Annotated in this window: 16 protein-coding genes; 8 read left to right on the top strand and 8 right to left on the bottom strand. The window is 64.2% G+C overall.

Annotated features, from left to right (window positions below; genetic code table 11):
• Positions 1 to 250 precede the first annotated feature (250 nt).
• Positions 251 to 1,867: a phosphoenolpyruvate carboxykinase gene (locus tag GWG67_RS29900; RefSeq protein WP_275172897.1), complete on the top strand. Its 1,617-nt coding sequence runs from the start codon at positions 251 to 253 to the stop codon at positions 1,865 to 1,867.
• A gap of 163 nt (positions 1,868 to 2,030) precedes the next feature.
• On the opposite strand, the gene GWG67_RS29895 is transcribed toward GWG67_RS29900, so the two are convergent.
• Both GWG67_RS29895 and GWG67_RS29890 read right to left on the bottom strand, forming a co-directional pair.
• Positions 2,031 to 2,846: an acyl-CoA thioesterase II gene (locus GWG67_RS29895; RefSeq protein WP_275172896.1), complete on the bottom strand. Its 816-nt coding sequence runs from the start codon at positions 2,844 to 2,846 to the stop codon at positions 2,031 to 2,033.
• A 94-nt stretch (positions 2,847 to 2,940) separates the two neighbouring features.
• Positions 2,941 to 5,457 (bottom strand): glycogen/starch/alpha-glucan phosphorylase, encoded by a 2,517-nt coding sequence (locus GWG67_RS29890; protein WP_275172941.1) that lies wholly within the window; start codon positions 5,455 to 5,457, stop codon positions 2,941 to 2,943.
• A 229-nt stretch (positions 5,458 to 5,686) separates the two neighbouring features.
• On the opposite strand from GWG67_RS29890, the gene GWG67_RS29885 reads away from it, so the two are divergent.
• Positions 5,687 to 5,920, top strand: coding sequence for a hypothetical protein (locus GWG67_RS29885; protein WP_275172895.1), 234 nt, complete (start codon positions 5,687 to 5,689; stop codon positions 5,918 to 5,920).
• A gap of 64 nt (positions 5,921 to 5,984) precedes the next feature.
• Here the strand turns inward: GWG67_RS29885 and GWG67_RS29880 are convergent, their stop codons facing one another.
• Complete coding sequence (locus tag GWG67_RS29880; RefSeq protein WP_275172894.1) at positions 5,985 to 6,278, bottom strand: GIY-YIG nuclease family protein; 294 nt, start codon at positions 6,276 to 6,278, stop codon at positions 5,985 to 5,987.
• 180 nt (positions 6,279 to 6,458) lie between these two features.
• On the opposite strand from GWG67_RS29880, the gene GWG67_RS29875 reads away from it, so the two are divergent.
• Positions 6,459 to 6,890 (top strand): hypothetical protein, encoded by a 432-nt coding sequence (locus tag GWG67_RS29875; protein WP_275172893.1) that lies wholly within the window; start codon positions 6,459 to 6,461, stop codon positions 6,888 to 6,890.
• Positions 6,891 to 7,007: 117 nt separating this feature from the next.
• Here GWG67_RS29875 and GWG67_RS29870 read toward each other — a convergent pair whose 3' ends face one another.
• Together GWG67_RS29870 and pyrE are read right to left on the bottom strand one after the other, a co-directional pair.
• Positions 7,008 to 7,781, bottom strand: a complete 774-nt coding sequence (locus GWG67_RS29870) for a DUF2865 domain-containing protein (RefSeq protein ID WP_275172892.1) — start codon at positions 7,779 to 7,781, stop codon at positions 7,008 to 7,010.
• Positions 7,782 to 8,050: 269 nt separating this feature from the next.
• Positions 8,051 to 8,614, bottom strand: a complete 564-nt coding sequence (gene pyrE, locus GWG67_RS29865; protein ID WP_018460046.1) for an orotate phosphoribosyltransferase — start codon at positions 8,612 to 8,614, stop codon at positions 8,051 to 8,053.
• Positions 8,615 to 8,801: 187 nt separating this feature from the next.
• On the opposite strand from pyrE, the gene GWG67_RS29860 reads away from it, so the two are divergent.
• Positions 8,802 to 9,428, top strand: a complete 627-nt coding sequence (locus tag GWG67_RS29860) for a glutathione S-transferase family protein (protein ID WP_275172891.1) — start codon at positions 8,802 to 8,804, stop codon at positions 9,426 to 9,428.
• Between the two features lie 115 nt (positions 9,429 to 9,543).
• Here the strand turns inward: GWG67_RS29860 and GWG67_RS29855 are convergent, their stop codons facing one another.
• From GWG67_RS29855 to GWG67_RS29845, 3 genes are all read right to left on the bottom strand, one after another.
• The gene (locus GWG67_RS29855; RefSeq protein ID WP_106941212.1) at positions 9,544 to 10,179 is read right to left on the bottom strand and encodes a LysE family translocator; all 636 of its coding nucleotides are present in this window, start codon (positions 10,177 to 10,179) and stop codon (positions 9,544 to 9,546) included.
• Positions 10,180 to 10,434: 255 nt separating this feature from the next.
• Positions 10,435 to 13,497 carry a DNA polymerase I gene (gene polA, locus GWG67_RS29850; RefSeq protein WP_275172890.1) on the bottom strand — a complete coding sequence of 1,021 codons (3,063 nt, stop codon included), beginning with the start codon at positions 13,495 to 13,497 and terminating at the stop codon, positions 10,435 to 10,437.
• Positions 13,498 to 13,706: 209 nt separating this feature from the next.
• Positions 13,707 to 14,774, bottom strand: a complete 1,068-nt coding sequence (locus GWG67_RS29845; protein WP_275172889.1) for an acyltransferase family protein — start codon at positions 14,772 to 14,774, stop codon at positions 13,707 to 13,709.
• A 193-nt stretch (positions 14,775 to 14,967) separates the two neighbouring features.
• Between GWG67_RS29845 and GWG67_RS29840 the strand changes: the two genes are divergently transcribed.
• From GWG67_RS29840 to GWG67_RS29825, 4 genes are all read left to right on the top strand, one after another.
• Entirely contained in the window at positions 14,968 to 16,284 is a 1,317-nt protein-coding gene (locus tag GWG67_RS29840) for a UDP-glucose/GDP-mannose dehydrogenase family protein (RefSeq protein ID WP_275172888.1), read from the top strand.
• Positions 16,285 to 16,441: 157 nt separating this feature from the next.
• Positions 16,442 to 18,919, top strand: a complete 2,478-nt coding sequence (hrpB, locus tag GWG67_RS29835) for an ATP-dependent helicase HrpB (protein WP_275172887.1) — start codon at positions 16,442 to 16,444, stop codon at positions 18,917 to 18,919.
• A 126-nt stretch (positions 18,920 to 19,045) separates the two neighbouring features.
• Positions 19,046 to 19,555: a TIGR02281 family clan AA aspartic protease gene (locus GWG67_RS29830; RefSeq protein ID WP_275172886.1), complete on the top strand. Its 510-nt coding sequence runs from the start codon at positions 19,046 to 19,048 to the stop codon at positions 19,553 to 19,555.
• A gap of 190 nt (positions 19,556 to 19,745) precedes the next feature.
• The gene (locus GWG67_RS29825) at positions 19,746 to 21,245 is read left to right on the top strand and encodes a phosphomannomutase/phosphoglucomutase (protein WP_275172885.1); all 1,500 of its coding nucleotides are present in this window, start codon (positions 19,746 to 19,748) and stop codon (positions 21,243 to 21,245) included.
• Positions 21,246 to 21,308: the final 63 nt, after the last annotated feature.

Genomic DNA, 21,308 nt, shown 5'->3' with positions numbered 1-21,308 from the left:
AACCTTGGGAAACGCCGAAACGCGCATTTGGTTGCGCGATCATTGTTGATTTTTTGATGCGCCTGCTCAGAGCTGACATGCGCGACGTTTGGCGCGGTCCTTGAATAAACCAAATCCTAAGGGATCAGCTTGGCAACGCCAGCGTTCATCAGTATTAGGTCGTTCCAACCGAGGCCGGACGGCCTGTAATCACGGTGACCGCGGCGGCGCCAAGCATGATCGCGCTGAGTGGGTTCTAGGAGGATTTTTCGTGCAAGAGACGGGCGTGCGCAACGGTGCCTTCGGCGCCGACAAATTCGGCTTAAAGAATCTCAAGCAGGTTCACTGGAACCTCGGTGCGCCGCAACTCTATCAATACTCGCTCTCCGCGGGCGAGGCGGTGCTGTCGGCCGATGGCGCGCTCTGCGCCGACACCGGCGAGTTCACCGGCCGCAGCCCCAAGGACAAATTCACGGTGCGTGACGCCACCACCGACAAGAAGATGTGGTGGGCCGGCAACCAGTCCATCACCGCAGAGCAGTTCGAGACGCTCTACCAGGACTTCCTCAAGCATGCCGAAGGCAAGTCGCTGTTCGCACAGGACCTCTATGGCGGCGCCGATCCGGCTTATCGCATCAAGACCCGCGTCTTCACCGAGCTCGCCTGGCACTCGCTGTTCATTCGCACGCTGCTGATCCGTCCCGAGGCCGTCGAGTTGTCGAGCTTCACGCCGGAGCTCACCATCATCGACATGCCGAGCTTCCGCGCCGATCCGAAGCGCCATGGCTGCAAGTCGGAGAACGTCGTCGCGATCGATTTCGCGCGCAAGATCGTGCTGATCGGCGGGTCTTATTATGCCGGCGAGATGAAGAAGTCGGTCTTCACCACACTGAACTACTATCTCCCCGAGCGCGGCGTGATGCCGATGCATTGCTCGGCCAATGTCGGCGCCAAGGGCGATGCCGCGATCTTCTTCGGCCTGTCCGGCACCGGCAAGACCACGCTGTCAGCCGATCCGAACCGCACGCTGATCGGCGATGACGAGCACGGCTGGGGCCCGAACGGCGTCTTCAACTTCGAAGGCGGCTGCTATGCCAAGTGCATCAAGCTGTCGCAGGAAGCCGAGCCCGAGATCTACGCAGCCTCGACGCGCTTCGGCGCGGTGCTCGAGAATTGCGTGCTCGACGAAGACACCCGCGTGGTCGACTTCGACGACGGCTCCAAGACCGAGAACACGCGCTCGGCCTATCCGCTCGAATTCATCCCGAACGCCTCGCGCACCGGCCGCGCACCGCAGCCCAAGAACGTGGTGATGCTCGCCGCCGACGCCTTCGGCGTGCTGCCGCCGATCGCCAAGCTCTCGCCGGCGCAGGCGATGTATCACTTCCTCTCGGGCTACACCGCGAAGGTCGCGGGCACCGAGCGCGGTCTCGGCAACGAACCGCAGCCGGAATTCTCGACCTGCTTCGGTTCGCCCTTCCTGCCGCTCGATCCCAGCGTCTATGGCAACATGCTGCGCGACCTGATCGCCCAGCATAATGTCGACTGCTGGCTGGTCAACACGGGGTGGACCGGCGGCAAGTACGGTGTCGGCTCACGCATGCCGATCAAGGTGACGCGCGCGCTGCTCACCGCTGCGCTCGACGGCTCGCTTCGCAACGTCGAATTCCGCACCGACAAATATTTCGGTTTCGCGGTCCCGACCGCGCTGCCGGGCGTGCCGAGCGAGATCCTCAACCCGGTCAACACCTGGAAGGACAAGGACGAGTTCGACAAGACCGCCCGCGCGCTGGTCGGCATGTTCCAGAAGAACTTTGCCAAGTTCGAAGCCCAGGTCGACGCCGAGGTCCGCGCCGCCGCGCCGGACGTGAAGCTCGCGGCGGAGTAAGTTTGTTCTGTCTTTATCAAAGGGCGGCCGTGAGGCCGCCCTTTTTGTTTGTGCGATATCTCTCCACTCGTCATTGCGAGCGTAGCGAAGCAATCCAGAATCCCTCCGCGGAAACAGTCTGGATTGCTTCGCTGCGCTCGCAATGACGAACTTGCGGAAGCAGCTACGCCTTGAAATAGGCGATCTGCGTCGTCGTCGCGAGCAGTCTTCCGTTCGGCGACCATAGCTCGGCGTTCTGGTCGGCGTAGCTCTTATGCATGATCTTCGAATCTGCGGTCGCCAGCACGCGGGTGATGTCCTCGGCGGCGAGCTCTTCGCTGTCCGTGTGGAAATATGTCGTCAGCGACACCGTTCCGAACGGCACCAACTCGCGTCGTGCGTGGAAGATGCGGCCGAAGAAGGCGTCCGACATCGATATCAGCGCCGGCATGTCGAGCTTGCGCGGCTCGCGATCACTGATCCAAAGCTTTGAGTAAGTGCTGGCGAGCTCGGACTTGGGCGGGCCGATCCGCATCTCGCCCTCGACGAAGCGGAATTCATATTGGTTGGCCCAGGACGCCGCGATCTTCGGGAACGGCATCGTCTGTTCGAACGGCTTTGCATCAGGATATTGCGCCACCCTGTGCTCCCAGGACGGCCGGCGTTCGGCGAACACGGCGGTGGCGAGCGTTGCGACCTCGCCGCCGCCTTGCGACAGTTCGACGCTCCAGTGCTGGCTGGAGCGGTTGGCCTTCACCAGCCGCACGTCCAGATCGAACGGCCCCTTCGCGATCGGTGCGCAGTAATTCACTGTGAGCGCCAGCGGATCGCCGGCGCGCTGCGGATGCTCGATCAGCGCACGCAGGACAGTCGCAGCCGTGACGCCGCCGAACGGGCCGACAAAGGCCCAATAGTCGTCGCTGGTGTGCCCCTGCCAGCTTGAGTCGCCGGCGGTGACGCGGGTGGCGTCGTCGAAAGGGTGCGGGAGCTTGGCGTGCATTGTTTGATCCGGCGTTCAATGACGGACGTCATATCACGTCCGCCGCCGGCTTGTGCAATTACCTCGTGGGTACCCGATTTCACGCCGCGGAAATTCAGCCCGCGACGTCGCGCAAGGTCGGCAGCAGCGGCGTGGTCGGATTGACCGGCACGTTCCAGATCTCCTCGGCGTATTCGCGGATGGTGCGGTCGGAGGAGAACCACGCCATGCGCGCGACGTTGAGGATCGAGGCGCGGGTCCAGGCCGGCGCCACCTGCCAGCGCGCATCGACGCTGCGTTGTGCCTCGTAATAGGAATCGAAATCGGCGCTGACCATGTAATGGTCGAGATAACGCAGCGCGTGCGCGATGGATTCGAAGCGGCCGGGATCGCCGGGCGAAAACTCGCCCACGCCGATGGCATTGATGGCGCGCTGGAGCTTCGGCGAATTGCGGATCACGTCGGAGGCGTCCAGCCCCTGCTTGCGCCGGATCATCACGTCGCCGGCTTCCATGCCGAAGATCGCGATGTTCTCGGCGCCGACATGGTCGCGGATCTCGATGTTGGCGCCGTCGAGCGTGCCGATGGTGAGAGCGCCGTTCAGCGACAGCTTCATGTTGCCGGTGCCGGAGGCTTCCATGCCGGCCGTCGAGATCTGCTCGGAGAGGTCGGCCGCGGGAATGATCACTTCGGCGAGGCTGACATTGTAGTCGGGCAGGAAGATGACCTTGAGCTTGCCGCCGATCGCGGGATCGTTGTTGACGACTTCGGCGACGTCGTTGATCAGCTTGATGATCAGCTTGGCGTAGCGGTAGCTCGCCGCAGCCTTGCCCGCAAAGATCTTCACCCGCGGCACCCAGTTGCCGTTGGGATCGTCCTTGATCGCCTGGTACAGCGCGACCGTCTCGATGACGTTGAGAAGCTGGCGCTTGTATTCGTGGATGCGCTTGATCTGCACGTCGAACAGCGCGCTCGGATCGACCTTGATTCCGAGCCGCTCGCCGATCAGGCGCGCCAGCGCGGTCTTGTTGTGAAGCTTGACTGCGCGGAACTTCTTCTGGAATTCGACGTCGCTGGCGCGGGCTTCGATCAGGCTGAGCTGCGTCGGGTCGTCGAGCACGGCATCGCCGCAGGCCTCACGCAACAGATCGGTCAGCTTCGGGTTCGCCAGCATCAGCCAGCGGCGGAAGGTGATGCCGTTGGTCTTGTTGGTGATGCGGCCAGGGTAGAGATGGTTGAGATCGTGGAATACGGTCTCTCGCATCAGGTCCGAATGCATCGCCGAGACGCCGTTGATGCGGTGCGAGCCGACGAAGGCGAGTTGGCCCATGCGCACGCGCCGCCCGCTCCTCTCGTCGATCAGCGAGACCGAGGCGCGGAAGTCGATGTCACCGGGGGCGCGCGCTTCCGCGAGCGCGAGATGCTGCACGTTGATGCGGTAGATGATCTCGAGATGCCGCGGCAACAGCCGTTCGAACAGCTCGACCGGCCAGGTCTCCAGCGCCTCGGGCAGCAGCGTGTGGTTGGTGTAGGACAGCGTGGCGACCGTGATCTTCCAGGCCTCGTCCCAGCGGAAATTGTGATCGTCGATCAGGATCCGCATCAGCTCGGTGACGGCCAAGCTCGGATGGGTGTCGTTGAGCTGCACCGCGACCTTGCTCGACAGGCTGCGGAGCTGGCCGTCGGACGCAAGATGCCGCTTGATCAGGTCCTGCAGCGAAGCCGAGACGAAGAAATATTCCTGGCGCAGGCGCAGCTCGCGACCCGCCGGGCTCTCGTCGTTCGGGTAGAGGAATTTACAGATCGCTTCCGCGCGCGACTGCTCGGCGCTGGCGCTGACATAGTCGCCGGTGTTGAAGGCGTCGAGCTTCAACGGATCGGGCGAGCGCGCCGACCACAGCCGCAGCGCGTTGACGTGCTGGCCGCGCCAGCCGACGATCGGCGTGTCATAGGCCATCGCCTGCACGGTCTCGGACGGATGCCAGATCGCGCGATCGCGGCCCTTGTCGTCGACATGCTCGACACCGCCGCCGAAGCGAATGTCGTAGATCACTTCGGGCCGCTGCAATTCCCAGGGGTTGCCGAAGCCGAGCCATTCGTCCGGATATTCCTGCTGCCAGCCCTGATTGATGATCTGGCGGAACAGGCCGTAATCATAACGGATGCCGTAGCCGATCGCGGGGATCGACAGCGTCGCCATGCTCTCCATGAAGCAGGCGGCAAGCCGTCCGAGCCCGCCATTGCCGAGCGCCGCGTCCGGCTCGCATTTGCGCAGCTCAGGCAAGGAGACGCCGAGATCGCCGAGCGCGACCTCGAAGATCTTCAGCAGCCCCATGTTGTTCAGCGCATCGCTGAAGAGGCGCCCGATCAGGAATTCGAGCGAGAGATAATAGACGCGCTTGCGCCCTGCATCGTAGCTGTGTTTCTCGGCTGTGAGCCAGCGATGCACGATGCGGTCGCGCAGCGCCAGCGCGGCGGCCTGGTACCAGTCGTGCTTGGTGGCCATGCCCGCATCCTTGCCGATGGCAAGGCGCAGCTTCGCCAGGATCGCGCCCTTGATCTCAGCCAGCGCGAGTTCGTCGATGGGCTGGTTGGGAGCGGGAAAATTGGGCTGGAACGATGAATCTTGCAAAGTCGTCACTTCCTGGTCGCGAGAACACTACTGACCCTACGCATCTTGCCTGTGCACCGGAACCGTCGCTGGTGCGACCGTGCACTGCGCTGGCGTAAAATTATGCAAGGAACGGGCCGATTTGGGAACCCGGACGCATACGGGGAAACGTGGATTTGGTGGTAGAATGGCGGCCAATTCAGCCATCAGTGTGGAGGAGACGTGCATGAACCCTCTGATGAGACCCGTGATGCGACGACTGATCGAAATCGCAGCGGCCACGTTCCTCGTCGTCTGCATCACCGCCTCCAGCGCCGCCTTCGCCGCCGGCAAGATGGGCCGCAGCGCCGATGGCCTGAGCTGCGCCGTCACGCTGCCGCAAAACGCATCCCCCGCCGCCCGCTGCGCCGCCATCAAGCGCCAATGCGGCGGCAAGTTTTATGCGAGCGCGTGTGGGGATAAGTTGATGTCGGCGGCAAATTGAGGAGAGTGGCTCGCTAAAAAGTTGGTGTCGTCCCGGCGAAGGCCGGGACCCATAACCACTGATGTCAGAGAAGTTGCGATAGATCGCGCCAATCCGGATTTTCCTTTTCGATCAGGCGTATCTTCCAGTCACGTTGCCATTCTTTCAGCGCTTTCTCACGTGCGATCGCTTCGGATGGTGTCGCGTACGTCTCAACGTAGACAAGTCGCGTTACACCGTACTTCGCGACGAACTTCGAACCGCGTCCGGAGCGATGCAATGTAAGTCGATTCACGAGGTCACGGCAGACGCCAATGTAAAGCGTGCCATATCGTCGACTGGCCAGAATGTAGACGTAGTACGCGGCCGGTGCATTCATTGTGCGGCACCCGTTTCCGACATGTCTCATAGCGGTGGCTATGGGTCCCGGCCTTCGCCGGGACGACGATGTGGAGATCAGAACAAATTAAGAACACTTTAGCAAGTCTTTGATATATCATTGTGATTCGGCGCGCTGCCGACACAATATCTAGCGTCCGCCAGACTTCGCGAGGACTACATGTCCACCATTGCCGTCGATCAATTTGCCCTCACCAGGATCGCAGATTTCGCGCGCTCGCTGTCGCGGCTGCATCAGACGGCGCGGCGCTACGCGGTCGACGACGACCAGTTCGACCGCGAGTTCAACGCGGTGTGCCAGTCGATCTGGGGCTACACCATCGACGACGTCAGCGACGATCTGTTTTCGGCCGAGGACCATTTGTTTCTCGACACGCTGGACGAAGCGCATGCGCGCATCTTCGCAGCCGAGCAGGGTTATGACCTCGTCGACGATGAGGGCATGCTCACCGACTGGTGGGGTTTTTGCTGGATGATCCTGGCCGAGAAGCGCGGCCTGCTCACGGCAGACAACCGCGCCGCCGCGCGCGCGGCGATCGAGGAGAAATATCTGGCGGCGCCGAATGTGATCGGCGTGATCATCGGGAGGTAGTGCAGCAATCTCGTCATTGCGAGGAGCGTAGCGACGAAGCAATCCAGAGCCTCTCTCCGGAAAGATTCTGGATTGCTTCGCTTCGCTCGCAATGACGACTTGGTGAGAGTTGTGGCTTTACTCCAGCCCCGCCCGCTTCGCCGGCTTCTGCGTCTTCGGCACCGTCACGTCGGGCAGCGTCTCGCGCACGATCTCCGCGGCGGGGCCATCCGCCGCCACCGTGTCGGCGCGCACCGGCGCCACCTTCATCTCGCCGAGCCGCGCGCGGACCTGCGTGGTGAGACCGGGATAGGAGGCGACCGGCGTGAAGTCCGCGGCCTGGTCGTTGCCGACGCGGATGCCGGTATAGGCGACGAGGCCGTCGCTGGTGGCGATCACGTCGCCGGGTTTCAGCGACGAGTCCAGCGCCAGATCGACCGGAGCAAGTCCGACCGGCTCGCGGCCGTTGCAGGTGCAGTCGGCGCGCAGCGCCTTGCGATAGGCGAACGCGTTCTCGCTGTCGGCGTAGCGCTCGCCGGTCTGCGACGCGGCGCCGTCGATCGAGGAGCCGAAATAGATTTTTGTCGCGCTCGCAGGACAGAAGGCCTGACACATCTGCGCGGGCGAGACGAGGCCGCGCATCAGCGGAAAATATTTGCCGTCGCAGCTGCGCACGCAGAACGCCGGTCCCGAGCCGCCGGCCGCGGCCGAACGTGTCGGCGGCACGTATTGCGGGGATGCGGCGTTCTGCTGGCCGGTGAAGGGATCGGCGTAGGAGCTCGCCTGCTGCGGTACCTCACGCTGTGGCCGCTGCTGCTGCATTCCGCCGAAGAAGAAGTCGAACAGGCCTTCGGCTGAAACCGGGGCCGGAGCCGCAAGCAGCGGTGCTGCCAATGTGGCGGCTACGAGCATCGCGCGACGCCGCCGGCGCGCATGGGACATGATTGTACGCAAACGCTTACTCCACCCGACGCTACCCAACCGGCCGGGACCATCAGGTCTCAGCACATGATTCACCATAAGGCGGGATGGTAAATGAGCGGTTGAGGGGGAAGCGGTGTCGCCGGACGGGTAGACCTCGTCATGGCCGGGCTTGTCCCGGCCATCCACGATCTCTGGTGCGGCGAAGACGTGGATGCCCGGGTCAAGCCCGGGCACGACGGCAGAGAAAGTCTAGCCGCTCAAGCCTTCAAGAACTCCGAGGCCTTGTACAGCGAGCGGAATGGCAGCCCGGCTGCGCCAAAGGTGTCGTCGGCGCCTTCCTCGCGGTCGACCATGGTCAGCACCAGCACCACTTCCGCGCCGGTCTCGCGCACCGCTTCCACCGCCTTCATCGCCGAGCCGCCGGTGGTGGTGACATCCTCGACGATCACGACGCGCTTGCCCTCCAGCGTCTCGCCCCTGGGCAACCCCTCGATCGCGAGCTTGGCGCCATGCTCCTTCGGCTTCTTGCGCACGAAGAAGGCCGCGATGGGATGGCCCTTGATCCAGGAGATCTGCGCCAGCGCGCCGGCCAGCGGCACCGCGCCCATCTCGAGCCCGCCGATGAAATCGAGCTGGTCGTCCTTCAGCGCTTCATAGGTCAGCTCGGCGAGCAGGGTCGCGCCCTCCGGGTCGAGCATGGTCGGCTTGAGGTTGAAGTAGAAGTCGCTCTTGCGGCCAGACGCGAGCGTCACCTCGCCGCGGCCGAAGGAGCGCCGGCGGATGATCTCGAACAGGCGGGCGCGGGAGGCTGATTTAGACACGGCGGGCCCTCGGGAGCGTTTTTGGAGGTGGCGGAATTTATCCGCGACGGCCCCGACATTCCAGAGGGGGCTTCCCCCGTCAACAGGGATCGGCCATCCCGGCCCGCCGGTTGTGGGGGTGCAACGTTCTGGAGTAGGTGGATGCCGGATATCTGGGCCAAGAAGACTGGGCAAGGAAGCGCGACAAATGACCATTGAGCTGCACACCTGGAACACGCCGAACGGCCGCAAGATCTCGGTCGCGCTGGAGGAAATGGGGCTGCCCTACAAGGTGATCCCGGTAAATATCAGCAAGGGCGAACAGATGGCGCCGGAGTTCCTGAAGCTCTCACCCAACAACAAGATTCCCGCGATCCTCGATCCCGATGGCCCGGACGGCAAGCCCGTCAGCATCTTCGAGTCGGGCGCGATCCTGCTTTATCTCGGTGAAAAGACCGGCAAATTCCTGCCGAAATCGCTTTCGGGCCGCATCCCGGTCTATGAATGGCTGATGTGGCAGATGGGCGGATTCGGGCCGATGCCGGGCCAGGTGCACCATTTCATCGCGCTCGAGAACGAGCAGGACCGCGCCTACGGCCTCAAGCGCTACATGGCGGAGACGCGACGGCTCTACGGCGTCCTCGACCGCCGGCTAGAGGCCCGCGACTTCGTCGCCGGCGAGCTCTCGGTTGCCGATTTTGCCATCCTGGGCTGGGCCTGGCGTCACCCTCGCCACAAGGTTGACCTGGCCGACTTCCCCCACGTGCAGCGCTGGTACGAGGCCCTGATGGCACGTCCGGCGGTGAAGCGGGGCATGGAGGCGAAGCTGGATTGAGGGTGGTGTCATCGCCCGCGAAGGCGGGCGATCCAGTATTCCAGAGGCGGTGGTGATTAACCGAGAGGCCGCGGCGTACTGGATACCGCGCCTGCGCGGGGCATGACAGTGTGCCTCACACCTTCCGCGCCTCGACCGCCATTCGCACTGCAAGCCCGGCCAGCACCGTGCCCATCAGCCAGCGCTGGACCAACATCCAGCTTGGCCGGCTTGCGAGAAACAGCGCGATCGATCCTGCCGCGAGCGCGATCATGGCATTCACGCTGACACTGATCGCGATCTGGATCGCGCCCAGCACGACTGACTGAGTTAGCACGCTGCCGGCGGTGGGATCGATGAACTGCGGCAGCAGCGCGAGATAAAGCATCGCGATCTTCGGGTTGAGCAGGTTGGTGACGAAGCCCATCGCAAACAATTTGCGGGGGCTATCGATCGCAAGCTGCTTCACCTGGAACGGCGAGCGCCCGCCCGGCTTCACCGCCTGCCAAGCCAGCCACAGCAGATACCCCGCGCCGGCAAAGCGCAGCGCGTCATAGGCGAAGGGAACGGCGAGCAGCAGCGCCGTAATGCCGAACGCCGCGCACAGCATGTAGAACACGAAGCCGAGCGCCACGCCGCCGAGCGAGACGATGCCCGCGGCCGGCCCTTGCGTGATCGAACGCGAGATCAGGTAGATCATGTTCGGCCCGGGCGTGAGCACAAGGCCGAGGCAGACGAGGGCGAAGCCGAGCAGGGCGGACGTGTGGGGCATGGCTGAACCGGTGCGCGAGACAGCATGGTTCTAATATGCGTGGCCCAGTGGGGCCATCGCGCAATTGCACTGAGGACAATTCGACCCGTGTCTCTCTCTATAGGTCGTCCCGGCGAAGGCCGGGACCCATACCCCCAAGAAGAAGTTTGACGTGAGATTGTAGTTGGCAATCTTCGCCCAACTCGATCCTCGGCGTATGGGTCCCGGCCTGCGCCGGGACGACACCGTAAGTTTGGAAGGGACGACGCCGTCCGATCAGTGCGCCTCGTCCCAATTGTTCGCCGCGCGTGCATCGACATGCAGCGGCACCGAGAGCAGCACGGCCGGGAACGGTGCGTCCTGCATCACGTGCTGCACGACAGGGAGCGTGGCCTCGACCTCCGCGTCCGGCACCTCGAAGATCAGTTCGTCATGCACCTGCAGCAGCATCTGCGCAGACAGCTTCTTCTGGACCAGGGCATCCTCCATCCGCGTCATGGCGCGGCGGATGATGTCGGCGGCGGTGCCCTGGAGCCGGGCGTTGATCGCGGCGCGCTCGTTGAAGGCGCGCACCGAGGCGTTCGAAGCCTTGATGTCGGGATAGTACATCTTCCGTCCGAACAGCGTCGTGACGTAGCCGTGGCTCCGGCAGAAATCGCGCGTCTCGTCCATGTAGGCACGGATGCCGGGGAAGCGCTCGAAGTACTTCTTGATGTAGGCGGAGGCTTCTTCGCGCGCGATGCCGAGCTGGTTGGCGAGACCGAACGCCGAAATGCCGTAGATGATGCCGAAATTGATCGCCTTGGCGCGGCGCCGGATTTCGCTCGGCATGCCCTTGATCGGCACGCCGAACATTTCCGATGCCGTCATGGCGTGAATGTCGAGACCGTCGCGGAACGCCTGCTGCAGCACGGGAATGTCCGCGATCTCGGCGAGCAGCCGCAGCTCGATCTGCGAATAGTCGGCGGAGACGAGCTTGTGCCCCGGCGTTGCGATGAAGGCACGGCGGATTTTTCTACCGTCCTCGGTGCGCACCGGAATGTTCTGCAGATTCGGCTCGTTCGACGACAGCCGGCCCGTCGTGGTCGCGGCCAGCGCGTAGGTCGTGTGGACGCGGTGGGTCTGCGGATTGACGTAGGTCGGCAGCGCGTCGGTGTAGGTCGATTTCAGCTTCGAGACCTGGCGCCACTCCAGAATCTTCTTCGGGAGGTCGTGGCCCTGCTCGGCGAGTTCGTCGAGCACCTGAGCGGTGGTGGACCACGCGCCGGTCTTGGTCTTGGTGCCGCCGGACAGCCCCATCTTGCCGAACAGGATATCGCCGATCTGCTTCGGGCTGCCGACATTGACGGGCTCGCCCGCGATCTGCTGGATCTCGGCTTCGACACGGGCCGCGGTCTGGGCGAAGTCGCCGGAGAGGCGCGACAGCACCTGACGGTCGATCGAGATGCCGCGCCGCTCCATGCGTGCGAGCACCGCGACCAGCGGGCGTTCCAGCGTCTCGTAGACTGTGGTCATGTGCTCGGCGATAAGGCGCGGTTTCAGCACGCGCCAGACGCGCAAGGTCATGTCGGCGCCTTCCGCCGACAGCGCCGCGGCCTTGTCGATCGGCACCTGGTCGAACGTGATCTTGCCCTTGCCGCTGCCGAGCAGCTCGTTCTCCTTGAGCATGGCGTGGCCGAACCAGCGCTCGGATAGCTGCTCCAACGCATGCGAGCCGCGGCCGGCGTCGAGCACGTAGGAGATCAGCTGCGCATCGTCGGTGTTGCGCAGTGTGATGCCGTGCTGCGCCAGCATCACCGCGGTGAACTTGACGTCGAAGCCGATCTTGAGAATGCCTGGCGATTCCAGCACCGGCCGCAGCACCTCGATCGCATCACTGTGCTTGACCTGATCGGGCGCGAGGCCGGCGTCGAACAGGCCGGCGCCGCCGCCGGACTGCTTGTGCGCCAGCGGCACGTAGCAGGCCTCGTTCGGCGCCAGCGCCAGGGCGATGCCGCAGAGATCGGCCTGCATCGGATCGATCGAGTTTGCCCGGATCTCGACCGCGACATGGCCGGCATCATGGATGCGCGCGATGAAGGCGTTCAATTCCGCGAGCGTCTTGACGGCCTGGTACTTGCTGCGGTCGACCGGAAGCTTGCGCAAAGCCTCTTCGCGCGCGGCGGCGAGAGAGATCGGCGCGCCCTTCGGACTCGCGGCCTTATCCTCCTTGCTCGCCGATGCGTTGCGCTGGCCCGCCGAAACTTGCGCCGGCGCGCCGGTTCCCGGGGCGGGCACGACGTCCGAAGGCGGCAGCGGCGAGAAGACGCTGGCGCCGCTGGAATAGCCCGGATCGGCATCGACGTTGGCCGGATCGATCTGCGAGAACTCGGCGACGCGGCGCGTCAGCGTGGAAAATTCCATCGCCTTCAGGAACGCGATCAGCTTGCGTGCATCGGGCTCGTGGACGGCGAGATCGTCCAGCGGGACTTCGAGGTCGACCTTGTCGTCGAGCAATACGAGCTGTCGCGAGATGCGCGCCTTCTCGGCGTTCTCGATCAGCGCCTCGCGCCGCTTCGGCTGCTTGATTTCGGTGGCGCGGAACAGCAGTTGCTCGAGATCGCCATACTCGACGATCAGCTGCGCCGCGGTCTTGATGCCGATGCCGGGCACGCCAGGCACGTTGTCGGTGGAATCGCCGGCCAGGGCCTGCACTTCCACTACCTTCTCCGGCGGCACGCCAAACTTCTCGATCACCTCGGGGATGCCGATGCGGCGGTCCTTCATGGTGTCGTACATAGTGACGCAATCGGTGACGAGCTGCATCAGGTCCTTGTCGGAGGACACAATCGTCGCGCTCGCGCCGCGCTCGCAGGCTTGCCGCACATAGGTCGCAATCAGATCATCGGCCTCGAAGCCGACCTGCTCCAGGCAAGGCAGGTCGAAGGCGCGTACCGCTTCGCGGATCAGCGAAAATTGCGGGATCAGATCGTCCGGGGCCGGCGCCCGGTGCGCCTTGTACTCAGGATAGATCTTGTTGCGGAAGGTGATTTCCGACTTGTCGAAGATGATCGCCAGATGCGTCGGCCGGTTGTCCTCGGGCATCTCGCGCAAAAGCTTCCACAGCATGTTGCAGAAGCCGAGCACGGCATTGACCTGCAAGCCGTCGGACTTGCGGTTCATCGGCGGCAGCGCATGGTAGGCGCGGAAGATGTAGCCGGAACCGTCGACTAGGAAGACATGGTCGCCCTTGCCGGCGGCCTTGGCGGCAACGGGCTTGGCAGCAGCTGTCGCCGCATTGGGCTTGGTTTCGGCTTTGGCGGCGGTCTTTGGGGATGTGTTGGGAGATGTCTTGGGCATGGCCGCAATGTATGAATTTTTGCGGGTTTTGACAGCCTTGGGAGGGGGATTTTTGCCTTGCTGGAGCCGCTATCCCCACTGTCATCCCCGCATCCTGTCGCTGTCATTCCCCGCGAAAGCGGGGAATCCAGTACGTCGCGGCTTTTCCGCCGAATCACTGACGTCTCGGCGTACTGGGTCGCCCGGTCAAGCCGGGCGACGACAGCATGCTATTCCGCCGCCTGCAGCACCGCGCTTGTCTTCTTCGGCGCGATCCAGAACGCATCGGGCCGCTCGAACAGGAAACTGCCACCAAGGCGCAGAGCGATCTGCCAGATTGCGAGCGCTCCGATCACGCCGGCGATGGTCACGATCAGCGACACCGCACCGATGTCGGGAATGATGCCCGTGCGCAATAGCAGCGTCCGTGTCGCCGCCATCGGCAGAAAGAACGCGAGATAGATCACGATCGAATGCTCGCCGCAGAAGCGGAAGACGTTCAGCCATTGCACGCGCGCGAGCAGCGTGCCCATCGTGATGATGGCGCAGGCGCCGGCGAAGCCGAGCACGAGCGATATGAATTGCCACTCGCTGGCGCCGAGCGCAACCAGGCCGCCATTGACCAGCGCCCATGTCGCGAGCGCTGTCAGCGCCCATGCGGGATGATTGCGCGCGCGGTCCGACAGCGCGAACACGTAGGGCGCGAACAGATAGCCCGAATAGAAATAGACGAAGCGCGCGCAGAACTCGTCGATCGCGGTCCAGCCGGTTGCGACACGCGCCGTCTCCAGTGCGGCCGCGATGAGCCAGATCGCGGGCGGCGGGACCAGCCGTGTCAGTTTTGTGACGACGAAGAAGATCGGCAGGAGGTAGATGAACCACAGCGTGCCGAACGGCTCGACGAAGGATTCCAGATAGAGCAAGCCGGCGTCGCGCCAGCTCGTTTCCGCTGCAAATGCGGGGGCCTTGAAGCCGAACTGGATTGTCACCCAGACGACATAGAAATAGGCGAAATGCACCACCTTGCGGTCGAGATAGGTTCGCCAGTCCCGGTCGATCACCAGTGGCAGGAACAGACCCGAAATCAGGAAGAAATCCGGCATCCGGAACGGCTTTGCGAAGGCCACCAAGACATGCATGAAGCCGGTCTCGCCGGCAGCAAGCTCGACCCCCAGCACCGAATGCATCATCACGACCATGACGATGCAGATGCCCTTGGCGTAATCGATCCAATCGACACGCGTAGCGGAAGGGGCCTTGAGTCCCCCGCTCGCGGCGATTGTGCCTGATAGTGCCATGGTGTCTCTTTTTGAGGCGTGTTCCGCCAGGATCTGCGTGAACGCGGGGCAGTTTGCCGCCTTGCTGCTTACGATTTCTTTACCGGTACAATTGCCGTGCCGTTTTTTGCACGCGGGCTGTTCCCTCACCCCGGGAAAATGCTAAACCGCCTTGGAATTGCGGTTTCGTTAACCAAGCCAAACAGGGTTTTTCATGCGCATTGCTATGATCGGCACGGGCTATGTGGGACTGGTGTCCGGAGCGTGCTTTGCGGATTTCGGTCACGACGTCATCTGCGTCGACAAGGACGAGAAGAAGATCGCGGCGCTTCATCGCGGCGAGATCCCGATCTACGAGCCCGGGCTCGACGAACTGGTCGCGACCAACGTCAAGGCCAAGCGGCTGGAGTTCACCACCGATTTGTCCAAGCCGGTCGCGGATGCCGATGCTGTCTTCATCGCAGTCGGCACGCCCTCGCGCCGCGGCGACGGTCACGCCGATCTGTCCTACGTCTATGCCGCCGCGAAAGAGATCGCGCAGTCGCTGTCCGGCTTCACCGTCGTCGTGACCAAGTCGACCGTACCGGTCGGCACCGGCGACGAGGTCGAGCGCATCATCCGCGAAACCAGCCCCAAGGCCGACGTGGTCGTCGCCTCGAACCCTGAATTCCTGCGCGAGGGCGCGGCGATCCGTGACTTCAAATTTCCTGATCGCATCGTGGTCGGCACCTCCGACGAGCGCGGCCGCAAGGTGATGAGCGACATCTATCGGCCGCTGTCACTGAACCAGGCGCCGCTGATGTTCACGGAACGCCGCACCGCCGAGATGATCAAATACGCGGCTAACGCCTTCCTTGCGACCAAGATCACCTTCATCAACGAGATCGCGGACCTCTCCGAAAAGGTCGGCGCCAACGTGCAGGAGGTCGCGCGCGGCATTGGCCTGGACAACCGCATCGGCACCAAATTCCTGCATGCCGGTCCCGGCTTCGGCGGCTCGTGCTTCCCGAAGGACACCAAGGCGCTGATCAAGATCGCGCAGGACTACGATGTGAGCCTTCGCATCGTCGAATCCGTGCTGGCGGTCAACGAGAACCGCAAGCGCGCGATGGCGCGAAAAGTGAGCCAGGCGCTCGGCGGCTCGCTGCGCGGCAAGACCATCGCCGTGCTCGGCCTCACCTTCAAGCCCGACACCGACGACATGCGCGATGCGCCGTCGATCCCGTTGGTCACGGGCCTGATCGACATGGGCGCGAAGGTGAAGGCCTTCGATCCCGTCGGCATGGAGCAGGCGAAGAGCGAGCTGCCCAGCATCACTTATTGCGAGGACGCCTATTCCTGCGCGGAAGGCGCCGATGCGATCGTCATCGTCACCGAATGGGTGCAGTTCCGGGCGCTCGATCTCGACCGGCTGAAGGCGACCATGGCGCAGCCCGTCATCGTCGACTTGCGCAACATCTACCGCCCCGAGGAGATGGCTGCGGCCGGCTTCGTTTATGAGAGTGTCGGACGGCCGCCGGTGCAGGGCTGAAAGTTGCATGTCGTTGTCGGGCTAAAACCGTCATGGCCGGGCTTGTCCCGGCCATCCACGTCTTGTTCACTCTCGGTTGAAAGAACGTGGATGCCCTGGACTTCTGCGCGAAGACGCGCTTCGCGCTATTGCCCGGGCATGTCGATCGGATAGTTCTTTGCCCCGCAGTTTCGACACGCCCCTCCCGATCGATGCCGTGCTCGACGACCTCTCGCGCACGCTGGAGGCGCATAACGCCGCCGTGCTGGTGGCGCCCCCGGGCGCCGGCAAGACCACGCGCGTGCCACTGGCGCTGCTCGATGCCCCATGGGCGAAGGGCAAGAAGATCATCGTGCTGGAGCCGCGGCGCATCGCGGCGCGCGCCAGCGCCGACCGCATGGCCAAATCACTTGGTGAGAGGGCCGGCGAGACCGTCGGCTATCGCGTCCGCTTCGGCTCAAAGATTTCGCGCGCGACCCGCATCGAGGTGGTGACGGAGGGTATCTTCACCCGCCAGATCCTCGACGATCCCGAGCTATCGGGCATCGCCGCCGTCCTGTTCGACGAATTCCACGAGCGCTCGCTCGATGCCGACATGGGCCTCGCGCTGGCGCGCGATGCGCAAACCGGCCTGCGTGAGGATTTGCGCATCCTCGTGATGTCGGCAACGCTCGATGGCGCCCGCGTGGCAAGATTGCTCGGCGAAGCGCCCGTCGTCGAAAGCGAGGGCCGCGCCTTTCCGGTCGAGACGCGCTATCTCGGCCGCAAGGCGGACGTCCCGGTGGAGCGGCAGATGGCGGATGCTATCGCCTCGGCATTGCGCGCCGATGCCGGCTCGGTGCTGGCGTTCCTGCCGGGCGCCGCTGAAATCCGCCGCACCCAGAATTTCCTCGGCGAACGCGTGCAGGATTCCAGCATTGAAATCGTGCCGCTGTTCGGCGCGCTCGACGCCGCCGTGCAGGATCGTGCCATCTCGCCGGCGCCCAAGGGCACGCGCAAGGTGGTGCTGGCGACTTCGATCGCGGAAACCTCGCTCACCATCGAGGGCGTGCGCATCGTGGTCGATTCGGGTCTTGCCCGCGTGCCGCGCTACGAGCCCGACATCGGCCTGACCCGGCTCGAGACCGTGCGCGTCTCGCGCGCGGCGGCGGACCAGCGCCGCGGCCGCGCCGGCCGCACCGAGCCCGGTGTCTGCTACCGGCTCTGGGACGAACCTCAGACGGCCTCGCTCGCGCCCTACACCCAGCCCGAGATCCTCAGCGCCGATCTGTCCTCGCTGGTGCTCGATCTCGCGCAATGGGGCGTCGCCGATCCTGCCGCGCTGTCGTTTCTCGACCCGCCGCCGCAGCCGGCCTGGAAGGAAGCAAAAAGCCTGCTCTCCGAGCTCAATGCGCTCGATGGCGACGGCCGCATCACCGCGGAAGGCAAGAGCTTGCGCGCGCTGGCGCTGCCGCCGCGGCTCGCGCGCATGATCGTGGATTCGCATCGTGCCGGCGAGGGCGAAGCCGCCGCCGAGATCGCCGCCATCATCACCGAGCGCGGGCTCGGCGGCGACAGCGTCGATCTCGAGCACCGGCGCGATCAGTTCCGCCGCGACCGTTCCCCGCGTGCAGCAAGCGCGCGCGACCTCGCGCGGCGCTGGGCCTCGCAGGTGGCGGCGTCGGAGAAGGCGGCGACCGGAGAAGGCGGCCTCTCGACCGGCCTGATGCTCGCCTACGCCTTCCCGGATCGCGTCGCGCGCAACCGCGGCAATGGCAGCTTCGTGCTCGCCAACGGCCGTGGTGCCGCCGTCGATCAGACCTCGTCACTCGCCCGCGCGCCCTATATCGCGATCGGCGAGATGACAGGCACGGCGGCGAGCGGACGCATTCTGCTCGCAGCGCAAATCTCGCAGGACGAGATCGAGCAGCATTTCGCCGAGCATATCGAATCCGTCGAGGAGATCTCGTTCGATCGCGGCGCGATGGCGTTGCGGGCGCGGCGCAAGCGCGCGCTGCACGCGATCACGCTCTCCGAGGCGACGCTCGCCGTATCGCCCTCGGAGGACACAGCGCGTATCTTCGCGGACGGGCTGATCGCCGCGGGCCTCGACCGGCTGCCCTGGTCGAAGGCCGCCAAACAATGGCGCGATCGCGTGATATTTTTGCGCAAGGCCGAGGGCGACAGCTGGCCTGACCTGTCGGACGATGGGTTGATCGCGCGGCGCGACGATTGGCTGGTGCCGGCGCTCTACGACAAGATCGCGCTGAAGGATATCTCCGCCGGCGATCTCTCCGACGCACTGATGGCGTTGCTGCCGTGGGAGATGCGCGCACGGCTCGACCGCGAGGCGCCGACGCATTTCGAGGCGCCGACCGGAAGCGTGCTCGCGATTGACTATGAAGCCGAGCAGGGGCCGACCATCGCGGTGCGGCTCCAGGAATTGTTCGGCCTCAACACCCATCCGTCGATCGCCGCCGGCAAGGTGCCGCTGGTGCTGGAGCTGCTGTCGCCGGCGCAGCGCCCGGTGCAGGTGACGCGCGATCTCCCTGGTTTCTGGCGCGGCAGCTACAATGCCGTGCGCTCCGATTTGCGCGGCCGCTACCCGCGCCATCCCTGGCCGGAAGATCCGGCGAATGCGCTGCCGACCCGGCGGGTCAAGCCGCGCGGGACGTGAGCGTTACGAACACGCATTAACTGTCCGCTCATCCTTTTCGTCAAAATAGCACAGCTCTGGCCGCAGCCTCGCTCGCGGAGCGGCCTGCCGCGTGGTGAAATCGAGCTTCGGCTCGGAAGTGGTGTGATGCGTAACATAATGATCTTCGCAGCGATCATGATCGGCCTCGGCACCTTCATGGCGCAGATGGCGGACAGGATGAGCTCCGCCTCGGCGACGTCGGTGCCGCGCACGGTAGCAGTCGCGTCCATCGCGCCGGCCGGCGGCCGCAGCCTCAACATCCCCCGCGACGGTCGCGGCCACTTCCAGACCGAGGGCCGGATCGAAGGTCAGCGCATCGGCTTCATGGTCGACACCGGCGCCTCCGTGGTTGCGCTGAACGAGACCTCGGCCGCCCGCTTCGGCCTGCGTCCCTCGCGCAGCGATTACAATGCCACCGTCTCCACCGCCAATGGCACCATCAAGGCCGCGCGCACCCGCATCGCCATGCTCGATGTTGGCGGCCTCGTGGTGCGCGATGTCGACGCCATGGTGCTGCCGGACGAGGCGCTGTCCGAGAACCTGCTCGGCCTCTCCTTCCTCTCCGGCCTCAAGCGCTTCGAATACGCCAACGGTCAGATGGTGCTGGAGCAGTAAGGGTCTCTCAAAGGCTCCGGCGACCGCATATTTCAAGAAAATCTCTATTCCGACCGCTCTCGCGGCCAGATTTCCCCGTTACCAAACTGCCGCAATTATCATCCATAAGCTGCCATTCCCGCCTTCCGCTGCAGCCCGGCATTCGCTAAGGCTGCATCAAATCCTGGCTCTTTTTCACGAGACCGTCTCAATGTTCCCCAAGCCGAAATCCGTGTTGCTGCCCAACACCTATGCCTTCGAATCCGAGCCGATGGTGAAGGCCACGGGCTTTCGCGAATACGACGCGCGCTGGCTGTTCCAGAAGGAAATCAACCTGATGGGAATCCAGGCGCTCGGCATGGGGCTGGGCGCGCTGATCGCGGAGCTCGGCGTCAGCCAGGAGATCGTCACCGGTCATGATTTCCGCGGCTATTCGGCCTCGATCAAATATGCGCTGATCTCCGGCCTGATGGCAGCAGGCTGCAAGGTGCACGACATCGGGCTCGCGGTGACGCCGATGGCCTATTTCGCGCAGTTCGACCTCGACGTGCCCTGCTGCGCCATGGTCACGGCCTCACACAACGACAATGGCTGGACCGGCGTGAAGATGGGCGCCAACCGCCCGCTGACCTTCGGTCCCGACGAGATGACGCGGCTGAAGGAGATCGTGCTGGGCGCCGAGTTCAAGAACAAGGCCGGCGGCTCCTATCAATTCCACGAGAATTATCCGGCGCGCTACATCGCCGATCTCACCAGCCGTCCGAAGCTCAAGCGCAAGCTCAAGGTCGTCGCGGCCTGCGGCAACGGCACGGCAGGCGCGTTCGCGCCGCAGGTGCTGGAGGCGATCGGCTGCGAGGTGATCCCGCTCGACACCGAACTCGACCACACCTTCCCGAAATACAATCCGAACCCCGAAGACATGGAGATGCTGCACGCGATCCGCGACGCGGTGCTGCAGCACAAGGCCGATGTGGGCCTCGGCTTCGACGGTGACGGCGATCGCTGCGGCGTCGTCGACAACACCGGAGAGGAGATCTTTGCCGACAAGGTCGGCGTGATGCTGGCGCGCGACATGTCGGCAATCCACAAGGACGCGCAGTTCATCGTCGACGTGAAGTCGACCGGCCTCTTCATCACCGATCCGGTGCTGCAGAAGCAGGGTGCAAAAACCACCTACTGGAAGACCGGCCATTCCTACATGAAGCGCCGCACCCATGAGACGGGTGCGCTCGCCGGCTTCGAGAAGTCCGGCCATTTCTTCTTCAACAAGCCGTATGGACGCGGCTATGACGACGGTCTCGTCTCGGCGCTCGCGATCTGCGACATGCTCGACCGCGCCCCCGGCAAGTCGATGGCCGATCTGAAGAACGCGCTGCCAAAAACCTGGTCGTCGCCGACCATGTCGCCGCATTGCGCCGACGAGGTGAAGTACGGCGTCATCGACAAGGTGGTGAAGCACTTCGAGGGCTTGCAGACCAAGGGCGCCAAGATCGGCGGCCAGTCGATCCGCGATCTCGTCACCGTCAACGGCGTCCGCGTCACGGTCGAGGACGGCAGCTGGGGCCTGGTGCGTGCCTCCTCCAACAAGCCCGAGCTCGTCGTCGTGGTCGAGAGCCCGGTCTCCGAGCAGCGCATGCACGACATGTTCGAGATGGTGAACAGCGTGCTGCGCACCCATCCCGAAGTCGGCGAGTACAATCAGAAGATCTGAGGCGCGAGGCTAGCCTCACTTGCTGTCGTGCCCCGCGCAGGCGGGCATCCAGTACGCCGGGGC

It is taken from the genome of Bradyrhizobium sp. CSS354 (genome assembly GCF_029051725.1).
In the GTDB taxonomy this organism is placed as follows: domain Bacteria; phylum Pseudomonadota; class Alphaproteobacteria; order Rhizobiales; family Xanthobacteraceae; genus Bradyrhizobium.
Note: the sequence above shows the minus strand (reverse complement) of the source record. Positions and strands in the feature narration are given on the sequence as shown.